Consider the following 14,585-nt stretch of genomic DNA (forward strand, 5'->3'; position numbering starts at 1 on the left):
TGCTGGCGAGCGTCCAATACTGTGAGCGGGCCGCGAATGAGGGGGAGTGCTGTGGGAGTGAGGGGTGCAGCGGTCTTGGTCGCGGCCGCGTTGTTGGTTGGGGGGTGTTCGTCGACGGTCGAGGGCGAGGCTTTCCCTGTCGATGTGATTGGGATGTTTGATCCGTGTGAGGTTCTCGGCAATCAGGAATTGGAGAAACTCGGAGTCGACCCGGCAACAAAAGAGGTTGACATCGTTGACACGCATATCGATGGTTTCAACATTTGCTCGTGGAACGGTGAGTGGTACTTCTTGTCTCTGACATCGACCGATCATTCGCTCGTAGAGGTCGAACAGAATCTAGTCATGCGCGACCTTCATCGAGCCCAAATCGCCGGGCGCGAAGTCCTGATATACCAGGAACGCAATGACAAAACAGATTCTGCTTGCAACGTCGCGTTCGCGACCTCTCAATCCACTGCGATGATCCGCGTCGGCGCCAAGGTCGGTGCGGCGCGCGCCGAGACGCCGTGCACGCTGGTGGAACGAATTGCCGAGACAGTGATTCCATTGCTCCCGTGACAGCGGTCCTGATTGCAGCTACACCCTCGAACACAGGAGTCACATGTCGAATTTGTATCTCGATGCCAAAGTCGCCGGCGAGCTGATCGCGGCTTGCGCTGAACTCCGCGCGCAGTTCGAGGCAGCACTGAACTCCGCCGCACTACTCGGTCAATTGACAGGGTTTGGAACCCTAGGATCCGCACAGGCGCTACAGGCTAAGTTCGAGGAAAAGGCGGTTGGCGGCCCGGATGCGCTCGTCGATGTGTTGGCGAGTCATATCGCGGTCGTGGAGGCAATGCAGGCTCAGTTTCAAGCCTGCATCGACAACGCATTGGATCAGGAGTCGTCGAACGTCTCGACTTTGAGGTCGATCGACCAACCGAACTGAGTCAGTGGATGTGTTGCTGCCAATCGGCTGGGACACGACCCTTAGGTCCCGGCGTCGGCTGATCTACGGGATGTGAAGTGGGCGCCGCCAATTCAGGTCCGTCGTACGCCTCGTTGGTTTCGAAGCTCCAGAACCAATCCTCACCGGGTTCGTAGCTCTGCATGAACGGATGCTTTGTCGAGGCCGCATGCTTGCTCGCGTGCTGTGACGGTGAGGAGTCGCAACACCCCACGTGACCGCATTGCGCGCATCGACGCAGGTGCACCCACCAACCGCCGCTCGCATCGCATTCAACGCATCCCGCGCCACTGGGCGGCACACTCGGATCGATCCCCGCTGGAAGTCCGTCGGTCATGGTCCACCCTCTCGCTGACTGAAGTCGGTCATTTCATCGTGCGCTTTGCCTACCGGCCGTGCAAGGTGGCTAGTCGTCGCGCGTATCCCGCGGTGGGCCCGCGATGGGCAGCAAAACTCTGAACCGGGTGTTACCGGGCTCCGACGTGACCCGAAGCTCACCACGATGCTTGCCGACCACAATTCGCCACGAAATATCAAGGCCGAGACCGGTTCCCTCACCAACAGGCTTAGTCGTGAAGAAGGGTTCGAAGATCCTGTCGATGACGTCATCGGGAATCCCGGCGCCGGTGTCGCAGATCTCGATGCACACGCGGTCGCCATCGCGGCTTGTCCGAACGGTGAGTGTTCCCGATCCGTCCATGGCAGACACCGCATTGTCGATCAGGTTGGTCCACACCTGATTGAGTTCGGCGGCGTAGGCGTCGATCGGAGGCAACGCAAGGTCGTACTCCTTGACGACTTCGATTCCGCTTCCGATCTTTTGCCCCAACATGATCAACGTGCTGTCGAGCAATTCGTGGACATCGATGGTCTGGAAGGGAGCGCGATCCATCTGTGAATACTGTTTGGCCGCACCGACGAGCGTCGAGATCCTCGTTGTGGAGTCGGCGATCTCGTTCATCAGGAGTTCGGATTCGATGGTGTAATTCAGCCAGCGAATTGCGCCTTCGAGTACGGACTCGTCAACGGCTGCAGCAACGTTCTCGAGCCAAGCGGTGTCGAGTCCAGCCTGCACGAAGGTCGGAGCCAGGTCCCAACCTTCTCGAATCGAATGATCCTCGAACCATTCACCCAACGAATCCTCCCGATCGGAGGCTTCGAGGGGAGTGAGCGTCGGCGCCTTGGCGACAACCTCTGCAACTTCCTCTTGAAGTCGCATGAGAGTGACGAGGGCATCGCGGTCGTAGGTGCCCGATGCGACCATTCCCAGTTTGTGACGCATGCCTGCGACACGCTCGCGCAAAGAGGCTGTCGCTCGAACCGCCGCGGCTGCAGGGTTATTGAGCTCGTGAGTCAACCCGGCCGACAGTGATCCGAGTGCCAGCAGTCGTTCTCGTTGGTCGATGATCTGTTGGGTGTTCTTCTTGCCGAAGAAGACACCTTCGAGTAGATGGACGGCCATCGGGAACCACTCGCGCATCGCGTTGCCGAACTTGTCGGCGTCCAGGACGAAAAACGTCGAAGGAGTCGTCACTCGCATCGACCCCGCGTAGACCTGCGGTACACGATCGCCGAGATACGCCGTCCAGCCTCCCGAGTAGACGCCGCGCTGGGTGGTCCTGTTGATCTCGATGTCTTCGCCGCCCGACAGCTTGGACAGCACCACCTCGCCCTCGATAAGGACGTAGAAGCAGGTGGCAGGCTCACCTTCGAGGTAGACCTGACCTCGATCGATCTCGGTGATATGGCCTGCCTGGCAGAGTGATTCGAGCTGATCGTCGGTGAGCTTCTCGAACAGGAACAGGGTGCGGAGCAAGTCTGGGCTGCATTCAGGAATGGACATCGAATCTCCCTATTGTTGAGCGAGATAGCGGTGGACGAACATCACGGCCATCGCGCCCTCTCCGACGGCCGACGCGACGCGCTTGGCCGATTCGGCGTGTACGTCCCCGGCGACAAACACTCCGGGGACACTGGTTTCGAGATGATGTGGTGCGCGGTCGAGCGGCCACCCGTCCGGTGTGACGCCTTCGGACGGAAGGTCCGGGCCGGCAAGAACGAAGCCATTTCCGTCGCGGACCACCACGTCTCCGAGCCAGTCGGTCAGGGGAGCGGCACCGATGAAGATGAACAACCACTGAGCATCGACAGTGTCTTCTTCTCCGGTGGCTCTGTTACGCAGTGTAATTCGTTCGAGGTGATCGTCACCCTCAGCGCCGACTACCTCCGTGCACGTGCGCACGGTGATCTTCGGATTCTTTTCGATCTGCTGAATCAGGTAGTAGGACATCGAGGCTTCGAGCGAGTTGCCGCGAATGAGAATGGTGACGGACCTAGCTCCGCGGGAGAGATAGACCGCAGCTTGCCCTGCCGAATTGGCGCCGCCGACTATGTACACATCCTGCTCGCTGCACCGAGCGGCTTCGGTGACGGCCGATCCGTAGTAGACCCCTCGGCCGGTGTATGTATCGAGTCCCGGCGCCGAAAGCTGGCGATAGGAAACACCGGTCGCCAAGATGACCGAATGGGCGTCGACCGACGAACCGTCGTCGAAACGCACTGTGCGGGCCGAGCCGTTGATTTCCAAACCGGTGACGTCTCGCGCGGTGATGACCTCGGCGCCGAACTTGGTTGCCTGGCGCCTCGCCCGATCGGCCAACTGTGCGCCGGACACTCCGTCGGGGAAGCCGAGGTAGTTCTCGATTCGTGAACTCTGGCCGGCCTGACCGCCGGTCGCCCGCCGTTCGATGAGAACCGTCCGAAGTCCCTCCGAAGCGCCGTACAGAGCAGCGCCCAGACCCGCAGGGCCGCCGCCGATGACAACGAGATCGTAAAAGTCTTCGGAGAGGGTGGTATTCAACCCGAGTTTGTCGGCGAGTTCGGCGTCAGTGGGCTCGACGAGGACATCCCCATTGGATGCGATGACGACGGGAAGCCGCAGTTCGTCGGTACCGGCAGCCGAGAGCAGTCGTTGGCCTTCCGGCTCGTCCGACATGTACCAGCGATAGGCAAGTTGGTTGCGTGCCAAGAACTCTCGAACGTCGGAGGATCGCTCGGACCAACGATGGCCGATCACCTTTGTTTCCTCGGCGGGGTGATGACTCGAGCTTGCCCAGGCATCGAGCAGCGCATCGATGACGGGGTACAGTTTCTCCTCCGGCGGATCCCAAGGCTTGAGGAGGTAGTGGTCGAGATCGACGACGTTGATGGCGTCGATCGCAGCATCAGTATCGGCGTAGGCGGTCAGTAGAACGCGCCGAGCTACGGGATACAGGTCCATTGCCTGTTCGAGGAACTCGATTCCACTCAAACCAGGCATGCGGTAATCGGCGACGATGACAGCGACTGCATCGCCGCGAAGTTTCATTTCACGCAAGGTCTCGAGAGCCTGGTCGCCGGACTCCGCACGAATGATTCGGTACTTCTCTCCGTACCGTTTGCGGAGGTCTCGAACGACGGCACGCGAAACACCAGGATCGTCGTCGACGCTGAGGATCGCTGGTTTGGCCGGGGCTTTCGGTGCGCTCACTCGGTGCCTTCCCGAAGTCGTAGTCAACCTCTCCAGTATGCGACTGCTGAGCTGAGCGTCAATCGCTGGAGATGCGCTCTGAGTGAACCAGGAATCGTGACCTGGGAATTTCAGGATTGCGGGAACCGATCGAGCCTCCGGTGCATCCAATACAGTGGGTCCACATCAACAGGGGGTGCCATGCGGGGGTCGGTGGGGGTTGGGCGACTGCTCATGGCTGGGGTGGTGGTGTGGGCTGCGGCAGGATGCAGCTCAGTCGTGGAGGGGGCGGCTGAGCCTGCATCCGGCCAAAAGGGTTTGTTCGATCCGTGCAAGGACATTCCGGACTCGGTTCTGGAGGAAGTGGGGCTTGATCCGGCTACCGAGGAAGCTGGTGCGGCGGGCGTGGAGCAGCCAGGATGGAAGATCTGTGGGTGGAGCGGGTCCTGGTATTTCTTGACCGTGTATTCATCGTCGTACACCGTCGACGATGTTCGACGGAATCCTGATTTCCGAGGGTTCGAGGAACTCACTGTCGGTGGGCGGCGTGGTATCGAGTATCAGCGCGTCGACGACGAGGACAACAATGGTTGCTACCTTGCTTTCTCGGTCGAACACGGCTCAATCTGGTTCAACGTAGAACGAAAGCTGTCTGAGGCTCGGCAAGAGTCCAGTTGTGTTGTTGTGCAGCGTCTGTCGGTCAATCTTGAACCGACGCTACCGAAATGAGGTCTCGGTGAGTGGGTCTGATCGAAGCAATGGGTCTGACGACTCGCGACTGGAAGTTGAGCCAGACATCGCACGTGATGTGGTTGCGGCATGCGAAGGGTTTCTTGGCGAACTCGATCAGATGCGCAGAAATCTGTTCGTGATTGCGAATGTTTCTGGAATGGGAACGCTCCAATCTGGAATCAACCTGGCCGAGAAGTTCTCCAAGAAAGCTAAGGATGGTGAAGATTCGTTGGAGAAGTCATTGACCAGCCACATCCAAGTGGTCACCGAGATGCGGGACTTCTTCCAGCAATGCGTCGACCGCTACGGCGAAGTCGACGACTCGAATGCCTCCGCACTGGCAAGCGTCGAGACCCCTCGATAGACACAAAAAATCTCGCTGAGCCGATGGCATTCGACTCAGCGAGACTTGGGTAACGACTAGTTGGTGGGCAGGGCCTTCAACGACTTGACGGTGGCGTCGACCGCGCGCGCAGCCTCGGCGCCCTTCTTCACGAAATGCGTGCTGAAGTAGTCGACGTGCTCGGCGTGCTCGTGGAAGTGATGCGGCGTCAAGACCACCGAGAAAACCGGAACGTCGGTGTCGAGCTGCACGCGCATCAGACCGTCGATGACAGCCGTCGCCACGAAGTCATGCCGATAGATTCCGCCGTCGACGACCAGACCTGCGGCGACGATCGCCTGGTAGCGGCCGGTCTTGGCCAAGCGTCGAGCATGCAGCGGGATTTCGAAAGCTCCCGGTACCTCGAAGAAATCAACCGTGTCCTTGGGGTAGCCGAGCTCGACGATCGCGTCGGTGAATCCGTCGCGTGCACGGTCGACGATGTTGCGATGCCACGTCGCCTGAATGAACGCGATGCGCTGTCCCTGGATCTCACTCATAACCATGAAACTAGCGCACTTGGAAGCATCGACGCGACCACCCGTCCTAGTCCTGCTGACGGGGGAAGGCGGTCGAGCGACCCCATCCGGCGTCATTGGTGAGGTGCTCGAGGAGAGGCTGAATTCGATACGGAAGGGGATTGGTCAGAGCGATGGTCGTGGTCGAATGCGTGACGCCTGGAAGTGACACGATCTGCTCGGCCAACTTCTGCAGCGCCGCGTGCGTCGAGGTGGCGACGCGAACGAGCAAATCCTCGCGACCGGTTGTGGCGTGAATTTCGATCACCTCGGGCAACTCGGTCAGACTCCGAGCGACTGCGCTGATCTTGCCCTGCTCGAGTTCCAGACCGACAAATGCCTGAATCGGGATACCGACCTCGGGGAGATTGAGATTCGGCCGAAACCCGGTGAGAAGTCCGTTGGATTCCATGCGCTTCATTCGCGACTGGACGGTGTTGCGGGCGACGCCCAACGAGTTGGCCAACTCGGCCACACTCATCCTCGAGTCCTTGCTGAGCAGTCCGAGCAACTGGACGTCGAGCTTGTCGATGCTGAGCACTTTGTGAACCTCTCCTCAGTGATATGGGTCACTGGATGATCGAATTGACTAGTTCAAGAGATTTGCATTGACCAAATCGTAGCTCAGGCAGAGCATTGGTTCCACGAATTGCTCAGCGGGATTCTCTTTGGGTTATTTGTCCCCAATAGTACCCAACGGCCATTTCGTCCCAGTATTTCGACTGCACCCCGTTTATCCTTCGGAAAGGTCTATCCCACAATGACTCTCACCGCCGAGCCCGTGAACTCTGTTGTTTCCCATGACGACACTGCGGGCGTGTTCGATCGCGCCGACTACCTGCGCGATTACCCCCACGAGCAGGTGAGCTTCTTCCAGGATCCCGCGAGCGGCCTCAAGGCCATCGTCGCCATCCACTCCACGACGCTCGGCCCCGCGCTCGGCGGAACGCGCTTCTACCCGTACTCCGACGAATCCGCCGCAGTCACAGACGTTTTGCGTCTCTCGCGCGGAATGACCTACAAGGCTGCGGTTGCCGGCGTGGACCTCGGCGGCGGCAAGGCCGTCATCATCGGCGACCCCGCAACGGCCAAGACCGATGAATTGCTCGGCGCCTACGCAAAATTCGTCCAGACCCTCGGCGGCCGCTACATCACCGCTGGTGACGTCGGAACCAACTCCAACGATCTTGACATCATCGGTCGTAACACCGACTTCGTCGTCGGCCGCAACGCTACGGTCGGCGGTTCCGGCGACAGCGCTCCGATGACGGCCCTCGGCGTATTCCAGTCGATGCGCGCCGCGGCACAGTCGCATTGGGGCACTCCGTCGCTCGCAGGCAAGACTGTTGGTGTCGAAGGCACAGGCAAGGTCGGCTACGAGCTGATCAAACTCCTCCTCGCAGACGGCGCAACCGTGTTGGCGACCGACGTCAACGCCGCAGCGCTCGACCGCGTCAAGGCTGACTTCCCGCAGGTGAGCATCGTCGACAGCATCATCGACGCCGATCTGGACGTCTACGCACCGTGCGCGATGGGCGCAACCCTCACCGACACGACCGCACGCTCGATCAAGGCCGAGGTTGTCTGCGGCGCTGCCAATAACCAGCTCACCGTGCCCGAGGTCGAGAACATCCTCCGCGACCGCGGCATCACCTGGACCCCCGACTACGTCGCCAACGGCGGCGGCCTCATCCAGGTTGCCGGCGAGCTGAAGGGCAACTCGGCCGAAGAGGTCAAGCTCAAGGTCGAGAAGATCTTCGACACGGTCACCGAGATCTTCGCGAAGTCGAAGAACGACGGAATCCTCGCCGGCGAGGCTGCTGACGCGGTCGCCGAGGCTCGGATCGCCGAGGCAGCTCGCGTCGCCAAGGGCTGACATCCCTCTCGCAGTCATGTAGCGCGGCCGGTCCCGACTAGTGTGGACACCAGACGAGCAGATTTTGCAGATCTGGACCACATCAGCCGGTAGACCGGCCGCTATGCGTCGGACGCCGGAAGGGCTTACATGACTGAACAATTCGCAGTGTGGACCGAGAACGACGCCGAGCAATCGGCCCGTTGGGGTTCGACGAGCAACGCCCCGGTGCCCAAGCGCATTGTCGTCGCCGACGACACGATGAAGGCCGACGACGCCTATCGCTTGGCTTGCGAAGGCACGGCGTTGTTGTGGCGCGGAGATTTTCAGAACGCTCGCCAACTGACCAAGGCCGTCGCGTCGCGCATCGACCGCAAGCCGCGCCGAGCGTCCGACGACCCAGCCAAAGCCTTCCATCTCCACCGGCAGACCCAAGGACGCCGCGCGCAGATCCTCGGCATGCTGCTCATTCCCTTGGATGCGGATCTGTCGATTCCACTCCGGCGAGCCCCGGACGCGCAAGTAGCGTTGACCGAAGCCTTCGGGATTACCGGTGAGCCTTCGGTCCGCTCGTTGCGTGACATCCTCGGCGCGATCGGCGCTCACGAGTGGCACCGCAAAGGTGTTTTCATCGAGGCTCTCGACGCACGAGTGCATCCCGCCTTCGGAGTGTTCTCACCCGTCCGCGGGGAGTATGTCGATCTTGTCGCGTCTGCTCCGCTACCGTCGACGGAATCTGCTTTCGATATCGGAACAGGTACCGGCGTTCTTGCTGCCGTCCTGGCGCGGCGTGGAGTTCAGACAGTGACGGCCACCGACCAGGACCCCCGGGCATTGCAATGCGCGCGCACCAACCTGTCGCGGCTTGGCTACGGCGATCAGGTGAATGTGGTGGAAGCAGACCTCTTTCCCGAAGGCACCGCTCCGTTGGTGGTCTGCAATCCTCCCTGGATTCCGGCCAAGGCCACCTCGCCCATCGAATACGCCGTCTACGACCCTGCTGGAGCGATGCTGAAGGGCTTCCTGACTGGTGTCGCAGCGCATCTGGACGACGGGGGAGAAGCGTGGCTGATCCTCTCGGACATTGCCGAACACCTCGGTCTCCGAACGCGATCCGAACTACACGACCTGATTGCGGCCGGTGGGCTCACTGTTGTCGATCGCATGGACGTCAAGCCGACGCACGCAAAGGTCAGTGACCGAACCGATGCGCTTCACGCTGCCCGGGCACGAGAGACGACCTCGCTCTGGCGGCTTCGCCGTCGCTGAATTCATTCTCAGTCAACGGTATTTCCCTGCCATGAAATGGTAATGAACGAGTAACAAATCGGGTCTAGCTTTCTTCGCAGTCGCACATCGTCACGCACTCCGGAGGAATCTCGATGGAAAACACTCTTGCCCGCAACGCAGCCGAAGATCTGGCGAAAGGTCTTGGCCGACGCGGATTCATGAGGGCAGTCGCGGCTCTCGGTGCGGGAGTAGGCGTTGCGGGTGTGGCTTCGGGATGCGCGCACTCGAACGCATCGCCGGCTGGATCATCCTCCTCTGCGCTGCCGTTCGCCGATGGTGTGCCGATTCTGCAACCGGGCAGCGGAAACGTCAGTGGCGATCACTATCTGAGTTCGGATCCGTCGGACGTCATGTGGGGTTGTGTGCCCAACATCCACACCCGCGAGGTGATGCGGATGAAGTCGGGTCAGACCGTCACGATCGACGCCCTCTCGCACGAGGGAATTCTCGAGGATCAAGGGCGCAATCCTCTCGAATACTTCGGTAGCAAAGGCGTTTCCGAGAAGGACGTGCTCGAAGATGCGATTGCCGTTGCGGCCGAATACAACCGAACCGAACGAAACTTCGACAAGGACGGACCGCACGTCGTCACCGGCCCGGTCTTCATCGAAGGCGCCCAGCCTGGAGACGTACTCAAGATCGAGACTCTCGAAGCCATTCCCCGCGTGCCGTACGGCGTTGTGTCGAGCAGACACGGCAAGGGCGCTCTCGCCGTCACAGCAGACGGAACCGCTCCAGCGGGAATCACTCTGGACGAAGTCATGCCGCCGGTCGCCACAGACGGGCGCGCAACAAAGGACCCGCTGAAGTACGGCGGTGTTTCCACTTTCACGGCGATCGAAGACGGCAAGGGCGTGATGCCTTTCGGACAGTCGAAGGTGCGGTTTCCCCTGCGGCCCTTCATGGGAATGATGGGAGTTGCCTATTCCTCGGATGCCGACCCGACGTCCCCGTCGTCGAACTCCATTCCTCCGACCCTGGGCGGCGGAAACATCGACATCAGGCATCTCGGTGTCGGATCAACCTTCTATTTGCCGGTATTCGCTGAAGGCGCCCTCTTCTACGTCGGTGACCCACACATGGCCATGGGCGACGGTGAGGCGGCGCTGACGGCGATGGAAGGATCGCTGCGCGGCACGTTCCGACTGAGCGTGTGCAAGAAGAACTCCGGTGACGCCCCATTGGTGGCATTCGGATACCCGTTCGCCGAGACCGAGGAGGCCTGGATTCCGATCGGCCTGTCCGACCCCAACGGTTCGGTCGATGGGCAGAACAGTGACCTCAACGGCGCCATGCGGCGCGCGGTGGTCAACGCGCTCGACTTCCTCGAGCATGATCGCGGAATGGATCGAGCGACGGCCTACGCCTATCTTTCTGCCGCAGCGGATTTCACGGTCTCGCAGGTAGTCGATCGAACCGTGGGCGTCCACGGACAGATCTTCAAATCCCACTTCGAATAGAGGGAAGGCGATCCGTCGTGTCAGGACGGATCGTCGAAGAGACTCTGTTGCAAGGGATCGGCAAACAGGCCCATCTGCTCAGGTTGCGGCTTTGCCGGCGTCTCGGTTCGAGAATTGGGCAGGACCACCAGTCGCAAAGCCCCGCGCAGACGGTCGACCATGAGTTCCCACCCGCCGACCTGATCCTCGTATCCTGCAGCCTCTTCGGCGTCCCCGCGACTGTGGGCGTCCACCGCCTGACTGCGGAGCTGAATCTGCCATTCGTTACTGATGTGGAGGAGCTGAAGAATCAGATCGCGATCGCGCCCGCAGACATCGGCTACCGCGTCGAGATCCTCGGCCACGTCCAGATCGAGATGCAGCAGGGTCTCGAGTTCGGGAGGCAGGTCCTCGGCCGTCAGATCGGGCTGCAGCGAGGAGGAGTCACCGCTCTTGTTCGCGAAGAAGAGGTCTCCGCCGACGCGTGCGGCGAACTCGTCGTCCACGGTACGCAGGAACGACGTCAAGGCTGCGCATGTATCGGTGAGTTGTTTGGGAACGAATGGTGAGCCCGCCACCTCGAGGAACACCGACAGACGGTCGTCGATCAAGACGAACTTGATGCGCGACCACTTGCGGTTGAGATCGGCGATGACCTCGGCTGCACGAGTGCGGTTGCTGATGTCCTGAACGAGCGGGGAGAACAACTGCACGTCCATGGACTCGGAAAGCGGACCGACGAACATGACCGTCGAACCGACCCGAATTGGTATGTCGCCGTCGCTGTCCCGCTCGGGAAGCGTGCCGAGCATGGGAAGCAAAGCGAGAGTGACCAACTCCTTGAGGTGGTCGACGTCGTTGGGCATGTAGGCCGCGGTGGGGTCGAGTGTCGGAAGTTCTGTCGACTCGACAACCGACGGATCGAAATCCGGAGTCTGCTCGTTGCCGGTGAGATCGCTGGATAGAAAAGCCGGGTGCTGCACACCGAACACATCACGGAACGCAGCGACAGTCATCGCTGCGAGCTGATCGGCCCAGTTCTGCGCCTTGTCGACGCAGAAGGCGGGGGAGTTGTTCGGATCGTCGAGATTCTCGGAAGGCGGATTCCAGCCGAGTGCGATCAACTTTTGTTCGTCGGCATCTTCGAGTCGATAGCGCGGATGAAGGAAGTCGTTGGAAGGAACCTCGCAGCGGACTGTGTTCTCGTCCCACACGAGGAACTGAACGCATGGCGCTGCGCCGTCAGCTGGATCGAAGTCGCCGGTGGACGATTCCACGGCAAGCACGTCGCCGTCGACCATGATGGAAATGTGATCGCCGAGGCGACGTTGAAATTCTGCCCATGCCCGGTCGACACTGACATCGAGATCGAAGCCCATTGCGCTCATCAGCCACCTCCTTCCGCAAAAGCTCAGACCTATACGGTATCGCGAGCTCCCGACAATGCTGCTGTCCTTTTCCGGTCGACCGGATTGCAGCGGGCCACGAACCGTGACGACTAGGAAGGTTGTCGCAGGTAGATCGGGTATTTGAGAGCGGCGACTGAAGTGTGCCTGTAACCGCCGTCACGCCAGGCGGTATGCAGGCGAAAGAGCGAGGACTATCCGGCGAGAACGGGCGAGACCTCGATGACGGGCGGCGTGGACCCGGTCGTGACAACTGGGGTGGTGCTGGTCTTGGTGGTCGTGGCTGTCGCGGTCGGTGACGAGGTCGCGGTAGCCGACGCGGTGGTCGTGGACGAGACCGGTGTTGTCGTACTCGTTGCAGTCGTAGTGGACGTAGCGGAGCTCGTGCTTGTCGCGGTCACCACCAGCGGCTGATTACGAGGAGCAGTCGTCTCGTCGGCGATTCGCCAGGTCGGCGTCGGCGGGATGACAACCGTGGGAACTGCAACCGAGCTGTAGAACGCGGCCGGTTCGATCCCGGCGACGGACTCCACGGAAACCGACGAGACCAGAGCGGGAGGCTTCACCACAGGGCCGCCGGAACCGAATGCGCCGGCTGCTCCGCCGAAAACGAGGCCTGATGTCAGAGAGAGAGCGGCCACTGCGACAGCGCCGATCATGACTGTTCTGTCTTTCATGCACACCTGTCCTTCGGGAGCAGTACGGAAGTACTGTAGGCGAAAAGATGCCGCAATGGAGTATCAGGGCCTGCTGGGCGGGACGCGAATCTGTGTGGCGTAGAACACAAAAGGCCCCGGGCGTCGACGCGGACGTCGGCACCCAGGGCCAGGTCAAGCAGTGAATCAGGCGGGGATCGTCAGTACCTGACCGGCGTTGATGAGATCCGGGTTCGGGATGCCGTTTGCATCCGCGATGCGCTGGTACTGGTTGCCGTCACCGTAGAAACGCTCGGCGATTGCCCACAGGGTGTCGCCGCTTTCGACGGTGTAGCTCTGCGCTGCCGGAGCGGCGGGTGCAGGCTCGGGCTCCGGTGCCGGAGCGGGCTCCGGGGCAGCCTCGGCGGCCGGAGCCTCGATTGCAGTGTCCGAAGACCACAGAGCATTTCCACCGGCGGACAGAACGACGTTGCGATCGTCCTGAACCGAGAGGGAGGCACCGTCGTTGCCTGCGGTCTGCGATGCCCACACGGCGTCGGAGTCCTTGTAGATGACGAAGTTTCCGTCAGCCTGCACCTCGGCGCGGTTGGCGCCGGATCCGTTGGTGCCTGCGGCCCAAACAGCCTGTCCGCCCTCGGACAGAACCAGGTTGCCGTCGTCCTGCAAGGTGAGGGTGTATGCGCCGTTGTCGGACTTGAGTTCCTGGCCGACTCCGAGGCTCTGACCTGACTGCAGTGTGCTCACGCTGTCCCTTTCCAAATCTGTTGCGATGACTGTGCCTCCACGATTCCGCTTTACCGTCCAGTTACCTTCTGGCCGTTGGTCTCGTAGGCGACCGAGTGTACGTTACCGAAGAGTACGGAGAATTGTGCAGCGTTGACGGACTGCGTGTCGAGCGTTCGGATCTTGCTGATATTAAGGCGTTTTGGGTGAAAGTGCCGGATCATGGTACGTGACCTCGTCAGGTTTCGGTGCGCATTCTCCTGAACTCCAGGTGAACTCGAAACTCTCTCAGCGCATTATCAGTAACTACTGCATTTTCAGTAACCGCTAGGGGCGTAGCGACTTGCGCGTCTCGTCGTGGAGAACGGCAAGCAGTTCACGCTCGACGTCGGCGAACTCGGGCGTGGTGATCATGTCCAGCTCGCGTGGTCTCGGCAAGGGAACGTCGACTACGCACCTGACCGTTGCCGGACGCGCAGACAGAACGACCACGCGGTCGGACAGATAGATCGCTTCACGAATATCGTGGGTGATCATCAGCACGGTCCACCGGTACTGCTGCCACACGTCTTGCAGCCAAGCCTGCATCTCGGTGCGGGTCAACGAGTCCAGTGCGCCGAACGGCTCGTCGAGCAGCAGGACAGGTTTGCCCTGAACAACGGTGCGCAGCATCGCCGCTCGCTGGCGCATACCGCCCGACAGCTGTGACGGCCGGGCGTCCTCGAATCCGGACAGGCCGAACGCGGGGAACAACTCACGAGCGCGCTCGCGTGCTTCCTTCTTGCCGACTCCCTGCACTTCCAAACCGAGGGCCGTGTTGTCCAGTACCGAGCGCCAAGGGAACAGAAGATCCTTCTGCGGCATGTATGCGGTGTGCACCTCGGCGGCTGCTTCGGATTCAGTTGCGCGCGTGCCCACACGGACCGAACCCGAGGTCGGGGATTCGAGCCCGGCCAGGACGTTGAAGATCGTGCTCTTGCCGCAGCCGCTCGGCCCGATCACCGACACGAATTCGCCCGCGTCGGCGCGGAAGGACACCGAATCGAGCACGAGACGCGAATCTCCGGCCGTGTCGAACCTCTTGGTCAGGTCCTGAATTTCGACCATTGCATCCTCGACCATCGGGT

General features: G+C 60.9%; 16 protein-coding genes. 7 read left to right on the top strand and 9 right to left on the bottom strand.

Features of this window, described 5'->3' with window-relative positions; translation table 11 throughout:
* The first annotated feature begins 57 nt into the window (after positions 1-57).
* A complete protein-coding gene (locus EEB12_RS29770; protein WP_258537557.1) occupies positions 58-561 on the top strand; it encodes a DUF3558 domain-containing protein in 504 nt (167 codons plus the stop codon).
* Positions 562-604: 43 nt separating this feature from the next.
* Complete coding sequence (locus EEB12_RS29775) at positions 605-931, top strand: hypothetical protein (RefSeq protein WP_141489182.1); 327 nt, start codon at positions 605-607, stop codon at positions 929-931.
* A 1-nt stretch (position 932) separates the two neighbouring features.
* Here the strand turns inward: EEB12_RS29775 and EEB12_RS29780 are convergent, their stop codons facing one another.
* The 3 genes from EEB12_RS29780 to EEB12_RS29790 all read right to left on the bottom strand — a co-directional run bounded on the left by EEB12_RS29780 (position 933) and on the right by EEB12_RS29790 (position 4,478).
* Complete coding sequence (locus tag EEB12_RS29780) at positions 933-1,286, bottom strand: UBP-type zinc finger domain-containing protein (protein ID WP_003941317.1); 354 nt, start codon at positions 1,284-1,286, stop codon at positions 933-935.
* A 69-nt stretch (positions 1,287-1,355) separates the two neighbouring features.
* Positions 1,356-2,792, bottom strand: coding sequence for an ATP-binding protein (locus EEB12_RS29785; RefSeq protein ID WP_003941311.1), 1,437 nt, complete (start codon positions 2,790-2,792; stop codon positions 1,356-1,358).
* Between the two features lie 9 nt (positions 2,793-2,801).
* The gene (locus EEB12_RS29790) at positions 2,802-4,478 is read right to left on the bottom strand and encodes an FAD-dependent oxidoreductase (RefSeq protein WP_141489183.1); all 1,677 of its coding nucleotides are present in this window, start codon (positions 4,476-4,478) and stop codon (positions 2,802-2,804) included.
* 213 nt (positions 4,479-4,691) lie between these two features.
* Here EEB12_RS29790 and EEB12_RS29795 point away from each other — a divergent pair, with 213 nt between their 5' ends.
* A complete protein-coding gene (locus EEB12_RS29795; protein ID WP_141489206.1) occupies positions 4,692-5,186 on the top strand; it encodes a DUF3558 domain-containing protein in 495 nt (164 codons plus the stop codon).
* 160 nt (positions 5,187-5,346) lie between these two features.
* Positions 5,347-5,553, top strand: a complete 207-nt coding sequence (locus EEB12_RS29800; RefSeq protein ID WP_240952927.1) for a hypothetical protein — start codon at positions 5,347-5,349, stop codon at positions 5,551-5,553.
* A 56-nt stretch (positions 5,554-5,609) separates the two neighbouring features.
* Here the strand turns inward: EEB12_RS29800 and EEB12_RS29805 are convergent, their stop codons facing one another.
* Both EEB12_RS29805 and EEB12_RS29810 read right to left on the bottom strand, forming a co-directional pair.
* The gene (locus tag EEB12_RS29805) at positions 5,610-6,071 is read right to left on the bottom strand and encodes a 6,7-dimethyl-8-ribityllumazine synthase (RefSeq protein WP_007726074.1); all 462 of its coding nucleotides are present in this window, start codon (positions 6,069-6,071) and stop codon (positions 5,610-5,612) included.
* Positions 6,072-6,117: 46 nt separating this feature from the next.
* Positions 6,118-6,630 (bottom strand): Lrp/AsnC family transcriptional regulator, encoded by a 513-nt coding sequence (locus EEB12_RS29810; protein WP_003941343.1) that lies wholly within the window; start codon positions 6,628-6,630, stop codon positions 6,118-6,120.
* A gap of 219 nt (positions 6,631-6,849) precedes the next feature.
* Here EEB12_RS29810 and EEB12_RS29815 point away from each other — a divergent pair, with 219 nt between their 5' ends.
* From EEB12_RS29815 to EEB12_RS29825, 3 genes are all read left to right on the top strand, one after another.
* Entirely contained in the window at positions 6,850-7,965 is a 1,116-nt protein-coding gene (locus EEB12_RS29815; protein ID WP_007726076.1) for a Glu/Leu/Phe/Val family dehydrogenase, read from the top strand.
* A gap of 129 nt (positions 7,966-8,094) precedes the next feature.
* Complete coding sequence (locus tag EEB12_RS29820; RefSeq protein ID WP_141489184.1) at positions 8,095-9,213, top strand: methyltransferase; 1,119 nt, start codon at positions 8,095-8,097, stop codon at positions 9,211-9,213.
* 113 nt (positions 9,214-9,326) lie between these two features.
* On the top strand, positions 9,327-10,694 hold the full coding sequence (locus tag EEB12_RS29825; RefSeq protein ID WP_141489185.1) for an acetamidase/formamidase family protein: 1,368 nt from the start codon (positions 9,327-9,329) through the stop codon (positions 10,692-10,694).
* 20 nt (positions 10,695-10,714) lie between these two features.
* Here EEB12_RS29825 and EEB12_RS29830 read toward each other — a convergent pair whose 3' ends face one another.
* From EEB12_RS29830 to EEB12_RS29845, 4 genes are all read right to left on the bottom strand, one after another.
* Complete coding sequence (locus EEB12_RS29830) at positions 10,715-12,061, bottom strand: T3SS (YopN, CesT) and YbjN peptide-binding chaperone 1 (protein WP_070385708.1); 1,347 nt, start codon at positions 12,059-12,061, stop codon at positions 10,715-10,717.
* 212 nt (positions 12,062-12,273) lie between these two features.
* Positions 12,274-12,756 (bottom strand): hypothetical protein, encoded by a 483-nt coding sequence (locus tag EEB12_RS29835; protein ID WP_141489186.1) that lies wholly within the window; start codon positions 12,754-12,756, stop codon positions 12,274-12,276.
* A gap of 165 nt (positions 12,757-12,921) precedes the next feature.
* On the bottom strand, positions 12,922-13,479 hold the full coding sequence (locus EEB12_RS29840) for a LysM peptidoglycan-binding domain-containing protein (protein ID WP_020908363.1): 558 nt from the start codon (positions 13,477-13,479) through the stop codon (positions 12,922-12,924).
* A 306-nt stretch (positions 13,480-13,785) separates the two neighbouring features.
* On the bottom strand, positions 13,786-14,580 hold the full coding sequence (locus EEB12_RS29845) for an ABC transporter ATP-binding protein (protein WP_141489208.1): 795 nt from the start codon (positions 14,578-14,580) through the stop codon (positions 13,786-13,788).
* Positions 14,581-14,585 lie beyond the last annotated feature (5 nt).

It is taken from the genome of Rhodococcus sp. WS1 (assembly GCF_003797745.1).
GTDB lineage: Bacteria > Actinomycetota > Actinomycetes > Mycobacteriales > Mycobacteriaceae > Rhodococcus_F > Rhodococcus_F erythropolis.

Bases quoted from the DNA above. Each gene is read 5' to 3' on its own strand.
- EEB12_RS29775 (WP_141489182.1), top strand. From the start codon at position 605: ATGTCGAATTTGTATCTCGATGCCAAAGTCGCCGGCGAGCTGATCGCG.
- EEB12_RS29780 (WP_003941317.1), bottom strand. From the start codon at position 1,286: ATGACCGACGGACTTCCAGCGGGGATCGATCCGAGTGTGCCGCCCAGT.
- EEB12_RS29785 (WP_003941311.1), bottom strand. From the start codon at position 2,792: ATGTCCATTCCTGAATGCAGCCCAGACTTGCTCCGCACCCTGTTCCTG.
- EEB12_RS29795 (WP_141489206.1), top strand. From the start codon at position 4,692: ATGGCTGGGGTGGTGGTGTGGGCTGCGGCAGGATGCAGCTCAGTCGTG.
- EEB12_RS29800 (WP_240952927.1), top strand. From the start codon at position 5,347: ATGGGAACGCTCCAATCTGGAATCAACCTGGCCGAGAAGTTCTCCAAG.
- EEB12_RS29805 (WP_007726074.1), bottom strand. From the start codon at position 6,071: ATGAGTGAGATCCAGGGACAGCGCATCGCGTTCATTCAGGCGACGTGG.
- EEB12_RS29815 (WP_007726076.1), top strand. From the start codon at position 6,850: ATGACTCTCACCGCCGAGCCCGTGAACTCTGTTGTTTCCCATGACGAC.
- EEB12_RS29820 (WP_141489184.1), top strand. From the start codon at position 8,095: ATGACTGAACAATTCGCAGTGTGGACCGAGAACGACGCCGAGCAATCG.
- EEB12_RS29825 (WP_141489185.1), top strand. From the start codon at position 9,327: ATGGAAAACACTCTTGCCCGCAACGCAGCCGAAGATCTGGCGAAAGGT.
- EEB12_RS29830 (WP_070385708.1), bottom strand. From the start codon at position 12,061: ATGAGCGCAATGGGCTTCGATCTCGATGTCAGTGTCGACCGGGCATGG.
- EEB12_RS29835 (WP_141489186.1), bottom strand. From the start codon at position 12,756: ATGAAAGACAGAACAGTCATGATCGGCGCTGTCGCAGTGGCCGCTCTC.
- EEB12_RS29845 (WP_141489208.1), bottom strand. From the start codon at position 14,580: ATGGTCGAGGATGCAATGGTCGAAATTCAGGACCTGACCAAGAGGTTC.